We start from the raw sequence: 14,633 nt of genomic DNA, 5'->3' as shown, positions 1-14,633 counted from the left end.
CCCAGGCACGGTGCAGGGGCGTCTCCCGCGCCAGGGCGCCGACCGCGGCGACCGTCTCCCACCACGGCGACACCACGAACCGGACCCGCAACAGGTCGGCTGGCGTGAATGGATGCGAGTGTCGGATGTCCCCGCGACGCTGTCAGCATGTACCAGAAATCACCCAGACGCCGTCGTCCGTCCGCGACCGCGATCGACGGGGCCGACGCCGAGGAACCGCGTGGGCACGTCCGCCGGGAGGACCCGCTCGCGATGATGCGCCGCGAGCGCGACGAACTCGCCGCCAGGCACGGCTTCGGCTTGTTCGGCTGAGTGCCCCACGAGGGTCGTGCGGGGTCACGCCCGCGAATACTCACTCGACAGCGCGAATACTCACTCACGCCCGCGAATACTCACTCGCGAGCACGAATACTCACTCGCGAGCGCGTCAGCGGCGGTAGTTGGGCGCCTCGACCACGATCTGCACGTCGTGCGGGTGCGACTCCTTGAGCCCGGCGGAGGTGATGCGCACGAACTTGCCGCGGGCCTTCAGCTCCTCAATCGTGCGGGCGCCGACGTAGAACATCGCCTGCCGAAGTCCTCCGACCAGCTGGTAGGACACCGCAGACACCGGTCCCCGGTACGCGACCTGGCCTTCGATCCCCTCGGGGATCAGCTTGTCGTCGCTGGGCACGTCGGCCTGGAAGTAGCGGTCCTTCGAATAGGACGTCTTCTTGCCGCGCGTCTGCAGCGCGCCGAGCGACCCCATGCCGCGGTACTGCTTGAACTGCTTGCCTCCGACGAACACGATCTCGCCCGGCGACTCGTCGGTGCCGGCGAACAGCGAGCCGATCATGACGCTGTCCGCACCGGCGACCAGCGCCTTGGCGATGTCGCCGGAGTACTGCAGCCCGCCGTCGGCGATCACCGGGATGCCGGCCTCGCGAGCGGCCAGCGATGCCTCGTACACGGCGGTGACCTGCGGCACGCCGACGCCGGCGACGACGCGGGTGGTGCAGATCGAGCCGGGCCCGACGCCGACCTTGACGGCATCCACACCCGCATCGACGAGCGCCTGGGCGCCCTCACGGGTGGCGACGTTGCCGCCGATCACGTCGATGTGCTCGAACGTGGGGTCGGCCTTGATGCGGCGCACCATGTCGATGACGCCCGCCGACTGACCGTTGGCGGTGTCGACGACGAGAACGTCCACGCCCGCGTCGCGCAGCGCTTCGGCACGCTCCCACGCGTCACCGAAGAAGCCGATCGCCGCACCCACGCGCAGCCGCCCCTGCTCGTCCTTGGTGGCGAGGGGGTACTTCTCGCTCTTGTCGAAGTCCTTGATGGTGATGAGGCCCGCGAGCTTGCCCTCGTCGTCGATGAGCGGCAGCTTCTCCACGCGGTGCTTGGCGAACAGCGCGATGACGTCGGTGGCCCCGATGCCCACCTTGCCGGTGATGAGCCCCTCGCTGGTCATGACGTCGCGGACCTTGGTGGTGTACCGCTCGGTGCCGGTGACGAAGCGCATGTCGCGGTTGGTGATGATGCCCAGCAGTCGCCCGTCGGGGTCGATCACCGGCAGCCCCGAGATGCGGTACTGCGCGCACATCGTGTCGACCTCGTCGATGGTGGCATCCGGGGTCGTCGTGATCGGGTCGGTGATCATGCCCGACTCGCTGCGCTTGACGCGGTCGACCATGGCCGCCTGCTCCGCGATGGCGAGGTTGCGGTGGATGATGCCCAGTCCGCCCTCGCGCGCGATCGCGATCGCCATGCGCGCCTCGGTGACGGTGTCCATCGCCGCGGCGATCAGCGGAGTTGCCACCGTGATGCGGCGGGTGACGCGGGAGGACGTGTCGGCTTCGCTGGGGATGACGTCGGTGTGCCCTGGAAGCAGCAGGACGTCGTCGTAGGTCAGTCCGACGAAGCCGAAAGGATCATGCTGCTCGCTCATATGCCTGGGATGCTCCTACTCGACGGACGATCTCTTGGAATCCTAAGCGCCCCACCTGTGTGGTTCATTCCCACGCGCGGACACGCGGACCTACGCGGGCATGCGGGTGGCGCCGCTCGCCCGTCGGTCACGGTCGCATCACGGCTGACAGATCGCGGCTCCGTGAAACATCGGCGACATATTACGCTCGTAAAGTCGCAATCGCTGCCGATGCGACCCGTTCATCGGCGCAGGTGCCGAACTGGAGGTTCTGTGAGTTCCACCACTTCTCCCGCGAAACGACCACTCGGGTGGCTCGTGCTCGCGCTGGGTGCACTGATGGCGACGCTGATGATCTTCAGCGTCGTCCCGGCGGCATCGGCCTCCACCCCCGACCCCACGCCTTCCGCTTCCCCCGGCTCCGACGAGGAACCGCAGGACCTGCCGTTCACGGTGATCGTCAACGTCAAGACCACCGGCGACGCGGTAGCAGGGGCGACGGTCCTGGTCAGCGGCGAAGGCTTCGAAACCGAGGGGGAAACCGGTGAGAACGGCAACGTCCGCATCGGCATCCCCACGAAGGAAGGCACCTGGGAGGTCGAGCTCGTCGAGAGCAGCCTCCCTGACGCCGTCGAGGCGCCGGAGGGGTTCGAGTTCACCCGCGAGGTGCAGTTCGGCGGTGGCAGCAGCGTCACCGCGAACTTCACGCTGGGTGCAGCCGAACGAACCACCACGAGCTTCCTCGATCAGCTGATCTCGCGCACCGTCAACGGCCTGAACTTCGGTCTCATGCTGGCGCTGGCCGCGATCGGGCTCTCGCTCGTGTTCGGCACGACGGGCCTGTCGAACTTCGCCCACGGCGAGATGGTCACCTTCGGCGCCCTGGCGGCGCTGCTGTTCTCGGCGAGCTTCGGATGGTCGATCTGGCTGGCGATCCCGGTGGCGATCGTCGTCTCCGCCCTCTTCGGACTGGGGATGGATGCCGGCCTCTGGCGACCACTGCGCCGAAAAGGCGTGGGAACTGTGCAGCTGATGATCGTCTCGATCGGACTGTCACTGGCGCTGCGGTACATCTACCAGATGATCATCGGCGGCGGGACGCAGCAGCTGCCAGGCGGCTCAACAGGCACCATCCCCGGGCTCGGCCCGATCCGACTGACCTGGACCGATGTCATCAGCATGGCCATCTCGATCGTCGTGATCGCCGCGTTCGGCTGGTGGCTGATGCGTACGCGCATCGGCCGCGCCACCCGCGCCGTCTCCGACAACCCGTCACTGGCGGCCGCGAGCGGTATCGACGTGGATGCCGTGGTGCGCGTGGTCTGGGTGGTCGCCGCCGGGCTCGCCGGCCTCTCCGGCATCCTGTGGGCGTACTTCCGCCCCGGCATCAAATGGGACATGGGAACGTCCATCCTGCTGCTGATCTTCGCCGCGGTCACCCTCGGCGGACTCGGCACGGCGTGGGGCGCGTTGATCGGAGCGATCATCGTGGGCCTTCTCGTGGAGGTGTCGACCCTGTGGATCCCCTCCGACCTCAAGTACGTCGGTGCCCTCGTGGTGCTGATCGTCATCCTGCTGTTCCGCCCGCAGGGGATCCTCGGGCGTCGAGAGCGAATCGGGTAGCGCGCCATGGACTTCATGCAGATTCTCTCCAACACGCTCGGGCAGGTCCTCGCCCCCGCGACGCTCGGCTACGCCCTGGCGGCCATCGGACTGTCGGTGCACTTCGGATTCGCGGGACTGCTCAACATGGGTGTCGCCGGGTTCATGGCCATCGGCGCGTACGGCTTCGCGATCTCGATCCTCACGTTCGGCCTGCCCTGGGGTGTGGCGGCCGTGATCGGACTGATCGCCGCGACCCTGTTCGCCGTCGTGCTGGGCGTGCCGACGCTGCGGCTGCGGGGCGACTACCTCGCCATCGTGACCATCGCCGCGGCCGAGGTCCTGCGGCTGCTGTTCCTCACCTCCGCCTGGCGCAACGTCACCGGGTCCGCAGACGGGCTGTTCAACTATCAGCGCGGATTCCGGGGGGCCAACAACCCGCTGCCGCCTGGTACCTATGGCTTCGGCCCGTGGACGTACACCTCCGACCAGTGGTGGGTCATCATCATCGGGCTGGTCACCGTCGCCGTCGCCGTCCTCACCGTCTGGCTGCTGATGCGCAGCCCCTGGGGCCGCGTGATCAAGGGCATCCGCGAGGACGAGGATGCGGTGCGCGCGCTGGGCAAGAACGTCTTCTCGTTCAAGATGCAGGCCCTCATCATCGGCGGCATCATCATCGCAGCCGGCGGCATCATCACGGCGATGGGTTCCAACGTGAACCCGAACGTGTATGTGACATCGCAGACGTTCTACATCTGGACGGCGCTGCTGCTCGGTGGCGCGGCCACGGTGTTCGGCCCCGTCCTGGGCGCCGTGCTGTTCTGGATGGTCCGAGCCTTCCTGTCGAACCTCCTGCCCGCACTCGTGGAGATCGGCTGGCTGCCGTTCCTGTCGGGCGAGCAGTCGCAGATGCTGGTCTTCGTCCTGGTGGGCGTCGTGCTGATGCTCCTGGTGATCTTCCGACCGCAGGGGCTCCTCGGAAACAAGAAGGAGTTGACCTTTGTCCGGTGACACGCAGCACGACGATGCACTGCCCGGTGAGGTGACACCACTGGTGCAGCGCCCCAAGACCACGGGTCTGCACGTGGGCGAGATGAAGCCGGGAGTGGCGAAGAAGGACCCGATCCTCATCGCCGACAACGTCCGGCGCGTGTTCGGCGGGCTCACAGCAGTGGATGTCGAGCACGTGGAGATCCCCCGCAACGCGATCACGGCGCTGATCGGCCCGAACGGTGCCGGCAAGACCACGCTGTTCAACCTGCTCACCGGCTTCGACAAGCCCAACGAGGGAACCTGGTCGTTCGACGGCACCGCGCTTGCCGGCATCCCCGCGTTCAAAGCGGCGCGGATGGGTCAGGTGCGCACATTCCAGCTGACCAAGGCCCTGGCCCTGCTCACGGTGCTCGAGAACATGAAACTGGGCGCCCCGCAGCAGACCGGCGAGCGACTGTGGGCGGGGCTCCTCCCCTTCATCTGGCGCAAGCAGGAGTCGCGCATCGAGGAGAAGGCGCGCGGGCTGCTCAAGCAGTTCAAGCTCGACACGAAAGAGGACGACTACGCCGCCGGGCTGTCCGGTGGTCAGCGCAAACTGCTCGAGATGGCGCGTGCCCTCATGAGCGACCCATCGCTGGTCATGCTCGACGAGCCGATGGCCGGGGTCAATCCGGCCCTCACCGAGTCGCTCCTCGAGCACATCCTCGATCTCAAGGACCTCGGGATGACCGTGCTGTTCGTGGAGCACGACATGCACATGGTGCGTCACATCGCCGATTGGGTGATCGTGATGGCCGAGGGCAAGATCGTCGCCGAGGGCCCGCCCGATGTGGTCATGCGGGAGCCTGCGGTGATCGACGCCTACCTCGGTGCGCACCAGGATGTGGACCTGGGCGTCGTGACGGGGCGCCACGAAGGCACGCTCACGACCGAGGCCCTCGCGCTCGTGGAGACCGCGCACGAGCTGAGCGAGGTCATCGAGGCCGAGCTCGAGCATCCGACCGATCGAGAAGAGGACGCCAAGTGAGCGTGAACGTCGTCGAGCTCGACAACGTCGTCGCCGGCTACCTGCCCGGAGTGAACATCCTCAACGGCGCGAACCTGACCGCCGCCAAGGGCGAGCTGATCGGCATCATCGGGCCCAACGGTGCCGGCAAGTCGACCATGCTCAAGGCCATCTTCGGCCAGGTGAAGGTGCGCGAGGGCGCGGTGCTGCTCAACGGCGAGGACATCACCGGTCTGCGCGCCAACAAGCTCGTCGCCAAGGGCGTGGGCTTCGTGCCGCAGACCAGCAACGTCTTTCCCAGCCTCACGATCGCCGAGAACCTGCAGATGGGCGCCTACCAGCGTCCGAAGGCGTTCGACGAGCGGGTCGGATTCGTCACCTCGATCTTCCCCGACCTCGCCAAGCGCCTCAATCAACGCGCCGGATCGCTCTCCGGCGGCGAGCGGCAGATGGTCGCGATGGGCCGTGCGCTCATGATGGACCCCCACGTGCTGCTGCTGGACGAGCCGTCGGCGGGGCTGTCCCCCGCCCGGCAGGACGAGGCGTTCATCCGGGTGTCGGAGATCAACAAGGCGGGCGTGACGACGATCATGGTCGAGCAGAACGCGCGCCGCTGCCTGCAGATCTGCGACCGCGGCTACGTGCTCGACCAGGGCCGCGACGCGTACACCGGCACCGGACGCGAACTGCTGAACGACCCGAAGGTCATCGGCCTGTACCTGGGCACCCTCGGCGCCTGACGCGCGCCACACCCGCGAACACACAGCAGCGGCCCCGGTCCGAAGACCGGGGCCGCTGCTGTTCCTCAGGCTGATCAGCCGATGTTGAGGAAGCTGTAGTTGTTCTCGTCGTCGAACTGGAAGACGCCGATGGTCGCCTCGGTCGGGTCGCCCACCTCGTTGAAGGTGACCGGGCCGGAGACGCCGTCGTAATCGGCGACCTCACCCGCGACGATGATGTCGGCGCACTCGGCGAACGTCGTGCACTTCGTGCCCTCACCCGTGCCACCCGACACCTGCTGCAGGTGGGCTGCCACATCCGGGCCCGCCGTCGAGCCGGCCTCCAGCGCACCCAGTGCCAGCAGCACGACTGCGTCGTAGGACTCGGGCGCGTAGGTGAAGTCCTTCAGCGGGGCATTGCCCTGCTCGACCCAGAACGCCTCGAGGGCGGTGCGGAACTCGTCCGTCGCGGCCGGGTCGACCGCCGGGTAGGTGCCCTTGGCGCCTGCCAGCGTGCCCGCCTCGAACTCATCACCGAAGTTCGACAGGTTGCCGTCGACGAAGTAGAGCTTGTCGGCCGGGAAGTCCGCGACCAACTCGGGGATCATCGTGGTGACCTCTTCGAACGTGATGAGCGCGATCGCGTCGGCGCCGGCTGCCAGCACGTCCTCGACCTGCGTCGAGAAGGTGGTGTCACCGGTGTTGTACAGCGAGGTCGCGACGACCTCACCGCCGGCAGCCTCGAACGACTCCTTCGTGAAGCACGCCAGGCCGGTGCCGTACGAGTCGTTGAGCACGATCATGCCCAGCGTCTCGTTGCCGTCGGCAGCGATCAGGTTGCCCAGGACCTCGCCCTGCAGGACGTCGGAGGGAGCGGTGCGCCAGTACAGGCCGTTGTCCTCGTAGCCGGTGAAGGCAGCCGAGGTGTTCGCGGGCGAGAACTGGATCGCGTCGGCGGCGATGACGGAGTCGATGAACTGCAGCGACGTGCCAGAGGATGCCGCGCCGACGATGGCCGTGGCGCCCTCACCCAGCAGACGCGGGATCTCCGTCTCGTATGCCTTGTTGTCGGTGTCGCCCGAGTCGCCCTGCACGAGGTTGATCTGCACACCCTTGTTGGCGGCGTTGATCTCTGCGGCGGCGTACTCGGTGGCCGAGATCTCCGGCGGGCCGAGGAACGCCAGGTTCCCGGTGACGGGAAGGGCCGTGCCGATCGTGTACGTCAGGTCGGTGCCGGGCCCGGTCGAAGACGAGGAGTACTCCGGCGTGTACGCCGCTGGAGCCGCTGCATCGCAGTCGATCGGAAACTCGAAACCTGCGGCTTCGCCGCCTGCTGTCTCTTCAGGCTCGCCCCCGCCGCTGGTACAGCCGGCAAGGATGATCACGCTGACTCCGGCCACGGCGACTGCGCCGAGGACCTTGGCGCCGCGCGAACGTGTGAAGACGCTCATAGTGCTCCCTAGTTGATTCATGAAGGCGCGGCTTCGTCGGGTGCCGCTCCGGTGCGTCCAACCTAATCGTGGGTCCGCGTCGTCAGTGTTGCGATGTGTTAACGGTCTGAAACAGAAGGGTCTCGGATCGATAACGACCAGCGGATGCCGCTGCGCTCAGGTGATCGCACTGAGGTCGTCGACGCCGCGAACGCGGCGGGCGTGACGGAGCGAATCAACCGTCAGCAGGATCAGCGCCACCCACACCAGCGCGAACCCGACCCAGCGCTCCGGCGGCATGTCCTCGCCCAGCCACACCCCGATCGCGAACTGCAGCACCGGCGCGACGAACTGCAGCAGCCCCATCACGGTCAGCTGCGCGCGGCGCGCGCCGGCGGCGAAGAACAGCAGCGGCGTGGCGGTGATCACGCCGGCCAGGCACAGCAGCACCGCGTGCCCCGGCCCCGCCGAGCCCATCGTGATCCCGGTCGTAGCCGCAACGACCGCCAGCTGCACGATCGCGACCGGCATCAGCCAGAACGACTCCAGCGTCAGTCCGCTGATGGCATCCACCGCAGGGCCGAGCTGCTTCTTCACCAGGCCGTAGACACCGAACGAGGCGGCCAGCGTGAGCGCGATCCAGGGGAACGTGCCGTAGCCCACGACGATGACGAGGACTGCGGCCACCGCGATGCCGATGGCCACCCACTGCGTGACGCGCAGCCGCTCGCGCAGCACCAGCACGCCCAGCAGCACCGTGACGATCGGGTTGATGAAGTAGCCGAGGCTCGATTCCAGCACGTGGCCGGTGAGCGTGGCGATGAGGAAGACCTGCCAGTTGACGTAGATGAGGGCGCCGGCCACCGCGGTCCACAGCAGCAGCCGCGGGCGGCGGATGATCGCCAGGATCTTCGGCCAGGAGCGCGTCACGCTCAGCAGCAGCAGGCAGAACACCAGCGACAGCAGCACCCGCCACGAGACGACCTCCCACGGCCCGGTGGGGGCCAGCAGCAGGAAGTACAGAGGCATGAAGCCCCACAGGAAATACGCGATGAACGCGTAGACGCCGCCGAGCATCCGTTCGCGAGCGGGGTCAGCAGCAGCAGCCGTCATCACCGATCCAGCCTAGGGGCCCCCAACGACGACGAAGGACCCGGATGCAGTGCATCCGGGTCCTTCACAAAGCGTCGCTGCTCAGCGGACGACGACCGCCAGCACGTCGCGCGCCGAGAGCACCAGCAGCTCGTCGCCACCGAACTTGACCTCGGTCCCGCCGTACTTGCTGTAGATCACGCGGTCGCCCACGGCGATATCCAGCGGGATGCGGTTGCCGTTGTCGTCGATGCGACCGGGGCCCACTGCGACGACCTCGCCCTCCTGGGGCTTCTCCTTCGCAGTGTCGGGAATGACCAGCCCGCTGGCGGTGGTCTGCTCGGCCTCGACCTGCTTGATGACGATGCGGTCCTCGAGCGGCTTGATGGAAACCGACACGGTCTACCTCTTTCTTGAAACTGAAGACTCGTTAGCACACACCCAGTGAGAGTGCTAACGCCAGTGTACGGGGACGCTGGCACTCCCGCAACGCGAGTGCCAGCCCATGACGCCGCATGACGGTCGCGTGCTCGGGGGTGCATGCGCACCCCTGGTGCGCCCTCCTGACAGGTGATATACATAGCGCGACCGCAAGGCCGTTGTCCGAATTCCGGGGGGAAGGGACACGTAGTGGGGTACGTCATCGCCGTCGATGTCGGAACCAGTAGGACAGCTGCAGCCGTTGCACGTGTGGGATCGAATGGGGAGATCTCGACGACTCCGTTCGCTCTCGGACGTCACGCCGACAGCGTCCCGAGTTCCGCCTTCGCACTCTCGGGCGAGCTCCTGTGGGGGGATGCCGCCGAGCGCCGGGGCCTCACCGCGCCGGACCGTCTGATCCGGGAGTTCAAGCGTCGGGTGGGCGATGATGTGCCGATCGTCGCGGGAGACCAGAGCTTCACCGCCGAGCAGCTGTTCGCCCGGATGGTGGCGTGGGTGGTGGACACGATCCGCGAGCGCGAGGGCCACTCCCCCGATGCCGTCGCGGTCACGGTGCCGGTCACCTGGGGCGGCTACCGCACCGACCTGATTGCCGGGGCGCTGGCGCGAGCCGGACTCGGGGAAGTCGCCATCGTCAGCGAGCCAGAGGCCGCGGCCCGCCGCTACGAGATGATCAACCCGCTGGAACCGGGGCATGCCCTCGCCGTCTACGACCTCGGCGGCGGCACGTTCGATGCCGTCATCCTCCGTAAGGACGCCGACGACACCCTGGTGCCGGCCGGGGAGCCCACCGGCATCCGCGATCTCGGCGGTGCCGACTTCGATGACGCGGTGCTGCGTCACACGCTCGGTGTGGCGGGCTTTTCCGCCGCAGCCCTCGCCGTCGATCGCGGCGCGCGGATGGGCGTGGCGGTGCTGCGACGCGAATGCGTGGATGCCAAGGAGGCACTGTCCTTCGACAGCGATGCGTCTATCCCGGTGCTGCTGGGAGAGCGCGAGACCACGGTGCGCCTCACCCGCGACGAGTTCGAGGCGATGATCGAAGAGGCGATCGACCGCACCGCGGAGACGCTGGCCGACGCGCTCGAATCGGCCGCTGTTCCCGCCGATCGCGTCGATGCGATCCTGCTCACCGGCGGATCCTCCCGCATCCCGCGCATCGCGCAGCGGCTGTCCGCGCGATTCGACCTGCCCATCGCCACGGATGCCGACCCGAAGGCGATCATCGCCCTGGGCGCGGCCGGCGCTCTCGCCGCACAGCGTCTGGCGGCGGCACCGCGCGCCGTGGCCGAGTTCGACGATGCGCCCGCGCTGCCGGACGGGGCCGCCGGCGACGCCGCGGATGCCACCGCTGCCGCAGCACCGCCACGATCCTGGTTCCGTCGCATCGGTGCCGGAGCACTCTCGGGCACCGGCGTGGTCGCGCTCGCGGCGACGATGATCACCCTGAGCGCATCAGCGCTGGGCGGAGCGCCGGTCGACACCGCACTGGGCGACGACGACGCTCAGCGCGCCTCGGCGATGCTGCCGTGGGCGTGGGACGGCGCGCAGCCGCAGGCCCTGCCGACCTCCGATCCGGAGGCCGCCCCGCTGGTGACGGCTCCGGCGCCGCCCGCGACCGAAGACGCCCCTGGTCCGTCCGAGCGGCGCGCCCCCGGCAGGGCGACACCACGCGAACCTGCCACCGCGAACCCGGCTGCGCCGCGCAGCGCGGCGCGCCCCGGCTCGGCCGACGCGTCCGCCGAGCCGGGCAGGCCCACCCCCGCGCCGAACCCGGCGGCGCCTGTCGTCGCCCCCGACCCCTCTCCCGAGCCGGAACCGACGACGGAGCCGGATCCCGAACCTGAGCCCGAGCCCGACCCCGAGCCCGAGCCTGACCCCGAGCCCGAACCGGAGCCCACGACCGATCCGGAACCGGAACCGGAGCCCACCGACCCCGCCCCCGAGACGTCGGACCCCACACCCGAATCACCGACCCCCGCGGACCCCGGCCCGCTGTCCGAGCCGAGTCCGCCCGAGTACACCGTCTGATCGGGTGCCCGCCCCCGGTGCGCGCCCGTCCAGGAGAACCATGTCATTGGCTTCTATTTCGTCCCCGCCGCTCTCGGTGATCCGTGCCGAGCCGGCCACGGAAAGACCGGCCCTGTGGTCCCGCCTCGCGCACAGTCACATCGCGGCGCTGACGACGGACGACGCCCCGGCCCGGGCCGTCGTCACTGGCGCCGCCGGCTCCGGAAAGTCCAGCGTGCTACGCCACGTGCGCCGCGCCCTGCAGGCGCGGGGGCGCGCCATCACCCGCGTCACCGATGCGGCTGATCTCAGCGCGGCGCAGCCGGACGACGTGCTCCTCGTCGACGACGCGCACCGCCTCGATGCCGAGGCACTCGAGGCAGTGCTGCACCGCCTGGACGATCCCGCCTGCGAGGTGGTCGTCGCCTGCCGGCCGTGGCCGCGCAGCGCTCCCCTGCAGCTCCTGGTGCGCCGGCTGCAGCAGGAGCGGCCGACGATCGTGCTGGACCGGCTCTCCGCGCACGATGTCGCCGCGTGGCTCGCCGCCCACCAGCGCGCCCTTCCGCCCGGGCGCGTGGAGGCCCTGCTGACGCTGTGCGGCGGCGTGCCGTGGCTCGTTGTCGAGGCCCTGCATCTTGACGACGAAGTCGCCCTCGCCGACGAGCAGGAGAGCCTGCGCGCGGTCTCCGACGCCCTGTCGGCGATCATCGCCCACCGGCTGCGCACGATCGATCCCGAGGTGCGCGATGGGGTCGAGCTGATCTGCTTGCTGGAAGGTGCGCCCACCGGGTGGCCGGAGGATCCGGCCGACACCGTCGTGGCCGCCGCGCACGCGGAGGGGCTGCTGCTGATGGACGGGACGCCGGCACCGGTTGTGCGCGAAGCGGTGCAGGCCACGGTCTCACCGGACCGGCTGCTGCATCTGCTCTCGCTCGCCCCTGAGCACACCGTCGCCGACACGGTCGCCGCACGCGTGCGGGAGCCTCGGCTGGCCGATCGGCTGCTGCGACGGGCCGACTCCCTCATCGACGAGCAGCCCGAGCGCGCGCTGGCGCTGTTCGCGCTGGCCGCCGACGCCGGGGCGGATGCCGCGACAGCCGCGCTCGGGCGGGCACGCGCCGCGTGGGCGCTGGGCAGCCTGGACGCCGTCGGCGTCGAACTGGATCGCGCGGCGCAGGCCGGCACCCCGGCCCCCGCCGAGGCGACCGACCTCGCCGCAGCCCTGTGGTCGGCACGCGGGCTCACCGAGCGCAGCCACGCCATCCACCGCGCACACCCGCCCACCGCGCCGCGCACCGCCGCGGCATCGGTCGCGGTGGCCTTCGCCGTCGGCGACGGTGAAGCCGCACGCGAAAGCGCGATGCCGACGCCGCAGCGGGTCCCCTCCACGCTCGACGTGGCATCCGAGCTGCTCGTGGCGGGCCTGCAGTCCACCCTCGACGGCGACGGCTCCGCGGGGCTGGGCGATCTCGTCCGCGCCGCCGAGATGCACACCGCGTCGGGGTCGGCCGAAGCCGTACCCGAGTTGCCGGCGGTGATCGCGGCCACCGCGGCGCTCCAGCTCGGCGAACCGGATGTGGCTGCCACGGTGCTCGCCGACGCCGTCCGCGGCGGACACGGCGGGGCGTGGGCCCACGACAGGCTGCAGTTGTGGAGCGCATGGGTGGCGATGCAGCGGGAGCGCCCGCACGAGGCGGAGGCCGCCCGCGCGCGGGTGCGGGCAGCGGTGCGGGAGTTGTCCACCCGCGACCGGATCGTGTCGGATGCCGTGGCGGTGGGGGTGGCCCGGCGGTTCGGCGACGCCGCGGCACTGGCCACCGCATGGCGCGGCGCGCGCGAGTCGCTGCTGCGCGTCCGGTTCGATCTGTTCATCCTGCTGCCGCTGACCGAGCTCACCGTCACCGCCGCACGACTGGGTGAGGGCGACCGCATCGCGGATCATTTCGACCGCGCGGTGGCGCTGACCGACCATCTCGGATCCCCCGCCCTGTGGAGCACCGCCCTGTACTGGGCTGGCGTGCAGCGCGGCATCCTCTCCAACGATCCCGAGTCGCTCAAACCCCATGCCCGCAGGCTGCTGTCGGCGGCCGCGCGCAGCCGCACGGCCGCGACCATGGCACAGGCCGGGCGGGTGTGGACGGATGTGCTGGCCGGTCGCGTCGATCCGGACGCGGTCGAGTCTGCCGCCTCACAGCTCGCCTCGATCGGTCTCGCCTGGGACGGGGCACGCCTGGCCGGCCACGGCGCGGGGCGCACCGATGACCGCCGGGTGGCGGCCCGGCTGCTGGCCTGCGCGCGGCAGCTGCACCCCCGCGAAGACACCGCCGCCGAGCCGACGACCGACGAGGGCGCTGCCGCGACCGGGCCGGCGCTGAGCGCGCGCGAGCAGGATGTCGCCCAGCTCGTGCTGCAGGGCAAGACCTACGCCGAGATCGGCGCGGCGATCTTCATCTCGCCCCGCACCGCCGAGCACCACATCGCCCGCATCCGCCAACGGCTGGGCGCCACGTCGCGCTCGGACCTGCTCGACAAGCTGCGCGGCGGGCTGGCAGCCCCCGGCGACAGCCCATCCCCCCTGCCCCCGGGGGCGGTCCCCTAGTGGGCGCGGTGGAATGGGGGGCGCAGCCCCGACGCGGCGCCCGACCTGAAGACCTAGCGTTGAAATCGGATCCATCTCGGTTGCAGAGGAGCACACCATGAGCATCACCGTCGCCACCGTCGCCGACGCGTTGATCGAATTCATCCTGAGCCTGTTGCGCGACCCGGAAGCCGTCGAGGAGTTCGAAGCCGACCCGGCTGCGGCGCTGGGCAGTCGCGGGCTGTCGCAGGTGCGGGCGGAAGATGTCTGCGCCGTGGCCCCCGTCATCGCCGAACGCCCGGCGGTCGTCGTCGCCGCCGACCCCAACCCGGACCCGCCGAGCCCGTCGGTGAACCCGGTGGTGCGCGAGATCCAGAACATCGTCAACAACCTCACCATCGACGACCGCGACACCATCGTGGACCAATCGGTCAACCAGAACATCTGGGCCGCGGGGGATGTGACCCAGACCTTCGACAACGAGGCCGTCGTGGGTTCGGGAGACGGATCGATCGCCGCGGGCGACGATGTGGACATCGACCAGACCGAGGACAACTCGACCAACGTCAACGCCGGCGAGAACGTCAACATGGGCAACGACACCACGACGACGGTGACCGCGGGGTCGAACAACCAGCAGACCGACACGTCGACGACCACCGACAGCTCGACCGCCACGACCACGACAGGCTCCGGCAACGATTCGTCGACCACCACGACGGCGGAAAGCTCGTACAACGACTCCGCCACGACCTACCAGGAGACCGCGGTCGACACCGAGTCCACGACCGTATACGAATCGACCGACACCGTCATCGACGAGACCGGGAGCGACGATTTCTGACGTCGA

12 protein-coding genes are annotated in these 14,633 nt (G+C 69.4%); 8 read left to right on the top strand and 4 right to left on the bottom strand.

The window, feature by feature from the left end:
- Positions 1–147 precede the first annotated feature (147 nt).
- The gene (locus tag QNO11_RS02750) at positions 148–312 is read left to right on the top strand and encodes a hypothetical protein (RefSeq protein ID WP_257509195.1); all 165 of its coding nucleotides are present in this window, start codon (positions 148–150) and stop codon (positions 310–312) included.
- Positions 313–427: 115 nt separating this feature from the next.
- Here the strand turns inward: QNO11_RS02750 and guaB are convergent, their stop codons facing one another.
- Positions 428–1,933 carry an IMP dehydrogenase gene (gene guaB / locus QNO11_RS02745; RefSeq protein WP_257509194.1) on the bottom strand — a complete coding sequence of 502 codons (1,506 nt, stop codon included), beginning with the start codon at positions 1,931–1,933 and terminating at the stop codon, positions 428–430.
- Between the two features lie 252 nt (positions 1,934–2,185).
- Between guaB and QNO11_RS02740 the strand changes: the two genes are divergently transcribed.
- The 4 genes from QNO11_RS02740 to QNO11_RS02725 all read left to right on the top strand — a co-directional run bounded on the left by QNO11_RS02740 (position 2,186) and on the right by QNO11_RS02725 (position 6,253).
- Entirely contained in the window at positions 2,186–3,535 is a 1,350-nt protein-coding gene (locus tag QNO11_RS02740) for a branched-chain amino acid ABC transporter permease (RefSeq protein WP_257509193.1), read from the top strand.
- Positions 3,536–3,541: 6 nt separating this feature from the next.
- Positions 3,542–4,525 (top strand): branched-chain amino acid ABC transporter permease, encoded by a 984-nt coding sequence (locus tag QNO11_RS02735; RefSeq protein ID WP_257509192.1) that lies wholly within the window; start codon positions 3,542–3,544, stop codon positions 4,523–4,525.
- 82 nt (positions 4,526–4,607) lie between these two features.
- A complete protein-coding gene (locus tag QNO11_RS02730; protein WP_257509226.1) occupies positions 4,608–5,534 on the top strand; it encodes an ABC transporter ATP-binding protein in 927 nt (308 codons plus the stop codon).
- Complete coding sequence (locus QNO11_RS02725; RefSeq protein ID WP_257509191.1) at positions 5,531–6,253, top strand: ABC transporter ATP-binding protein; 723 nt, start codon at positions 5,531–5,533, stop codon at positions 6,251–6,253. The genes QNO11_RS02730 and QNO11_RS02725 overlap by 4 nt, the downstream gene beginning before the upstream one ends.
- Before the next feature lie 74 nt (positions 6,254–6,327).
- On the opposite strand, the gene QNO11_RS02720 is transcribed toward QNO11_RS02725, so the two are convergent.
- The 3 genes from QNO11_RS02720 to groES all read right to left on the bottom strand — a co-directional run bounded on the left by QNO11_RS02720 (position 6,328) and on the right by groES (position 9,153).
- Positions 6,328–7,683, bottom strand: coding sequence for an ABC transporter substrate-binding protein (locus QNO11_RS02720; RefSeq protein ID WP_257509190.1), 1,356 nt, complete (start codon positions 7,681–7,683; stop codon positions 6,328–6,330).
- 156 nt (positions 7,684–7,839) lie between these two features.
- Positions 7,840–8,775 carry an EamA family transporter RarD gene (rarD, locus tag QNO11_RS02715; protein WP_257509225.1) on the bottom strand — a complete coding sequence of 312 codons (936 nt, stop codon included), beginning with the start codon at positions 8,773–8,775 and terminating at the stop codon, positions 7,840–7,842.
- An 81-nt stretch (positions 8,776–8,856) separates the two neighbouring features.
- Positions 8,857–9,153, bottom strand: coding sequence for a co-chaperone GroES (groES, locus tag QNO11_RS02710; RefSeq protein ID WP_257509189.1), 297 nt, complete (start codon positions 9,151–9,153; stop codon positions 8,857–8,859).
- A gap of 291 nt (positions 9,154–9,444) precedes the next feature.
- Between groES and QNO11_RS02705 the strand changes: the two genes are divergently transcribed.
- The 3 genes from QNO11_RS02705 to QNO11_RS02695 all read left to right on the top strand — a co-directional run bounded on the left by QNO11_RS02705 (position 9,445) and on the right by QNO11_RS02695 (position 14,627).
- Positions 9,445–11,226: an Hsp70 family protein gene (locus tag QNO11_RS02705; protein WP_285169660.1), complete on the top strand. Its 1,782-nt coding sequence runs from the start codon at positions 9,445–9,447 to the stop codon at positions 11,224–11,226.
- A gap of 40 nt (positions 11,227–11,266) precedes the next feature.
- Complete coding sequence (locus QNO11_RS02700; protein WP_257509187.1) at positions 11,267–13,804, top strand: LuxR C-terminal-related transcriptional regulator; 2,538 nt, start codon at positions 11,267–11,269, stop codon at positions 13,802–13,804.
- 97 nt (positions 13,805–13,901) lie between these two features.
- The gene (locus QNO11_RS02695) at positions 13,902–14,627 is read left to right on the top strand and encodes an IniB N-terminal domain-containing protein (RefSeq protein WP_257509186.1); all 726 of its coding nucleotides are present in this window, start codon (positions 13,902–13,904) and stop codon (positions 14,625–14,627) included.
- Positions 14,628–14,633: the final 6 nt, after the last annotated feature.

The organism is Microbacterium sp. zg-B96 (assembly GCF_030246865.1).
Lineage (GTDB): Bacteria > Actinomycetota > Actinomycetes > Actinomycetales > Microbacteriaceae > Microbacterium.
The sequence above is the reverse complement of the archived record's forward strand: the minus strand, read 5'-3'. Positions and strand labels throughout refer to the sequence as shown.

What these genes read in the sequence shown, in the direction of transcription:
- QNO11_RS02750 (WP_257509195.1), top strand. Translation starts at nt 148, where the DNA reads ATGTACCAGAAATCACCCAGACGCCGTCGTCCGTCCGCGACCGCGATC.
- guaB (WP_257509194.1), bottom strand. Translation starts at nt 1,933, where the DNA reads ATGAGCGAGCAGCATGATCCTTTCGGCTTCGTCGGACTGACCTACGAC.
- QNO11_RS02735 (WP_257509192.1), top strand. Translation starts at nt 3,542, where the DNA reads ATGGACTTCATGCAGATTCTCTCCAACACGCTCGGGCAGGTCCTCGCC.
- QNO11_RS02730 (WP_257509226.1), top strand. Translation starts at nt 4,608, where the DNA reads ATGAAGCCGGGAGTGGCGAAGAAGGACCCGATCCTCATCGCCGACAAC.
- QNO11_RS02720 (WP_257509190.1), bottom strand. Translation starts at nt 7,683, where the DNA reads ATGAGCGTCTTCACACGTTCGCGCGGCGCCAAGGTCCTCGGCGCAGTC.
- rarD (WP_257509225.1), bottom strand. Translation starts at nt 8,775, where the DNA reads ATGACGGCTGCTGCTGCTGACCCCGCTCGCGAACGGATGCTCGGCGGC.
- QNO11_RS02700 (WP_257509187.1), top strand. Translation starts at nt 11,267, where the DNA reads ATGTCATTGGCTTCTATTTCGTCCCCGCCGCTCTCGGTGATCCGTGCC.
- QNO11_RS02695 (WP_257509186.1), top strand. Translation starts at nt 13,902, where the DNA reads ATGAGCATCACCGTCGCCACCGTCGCCGACGCGTTGATCGAATTCATC.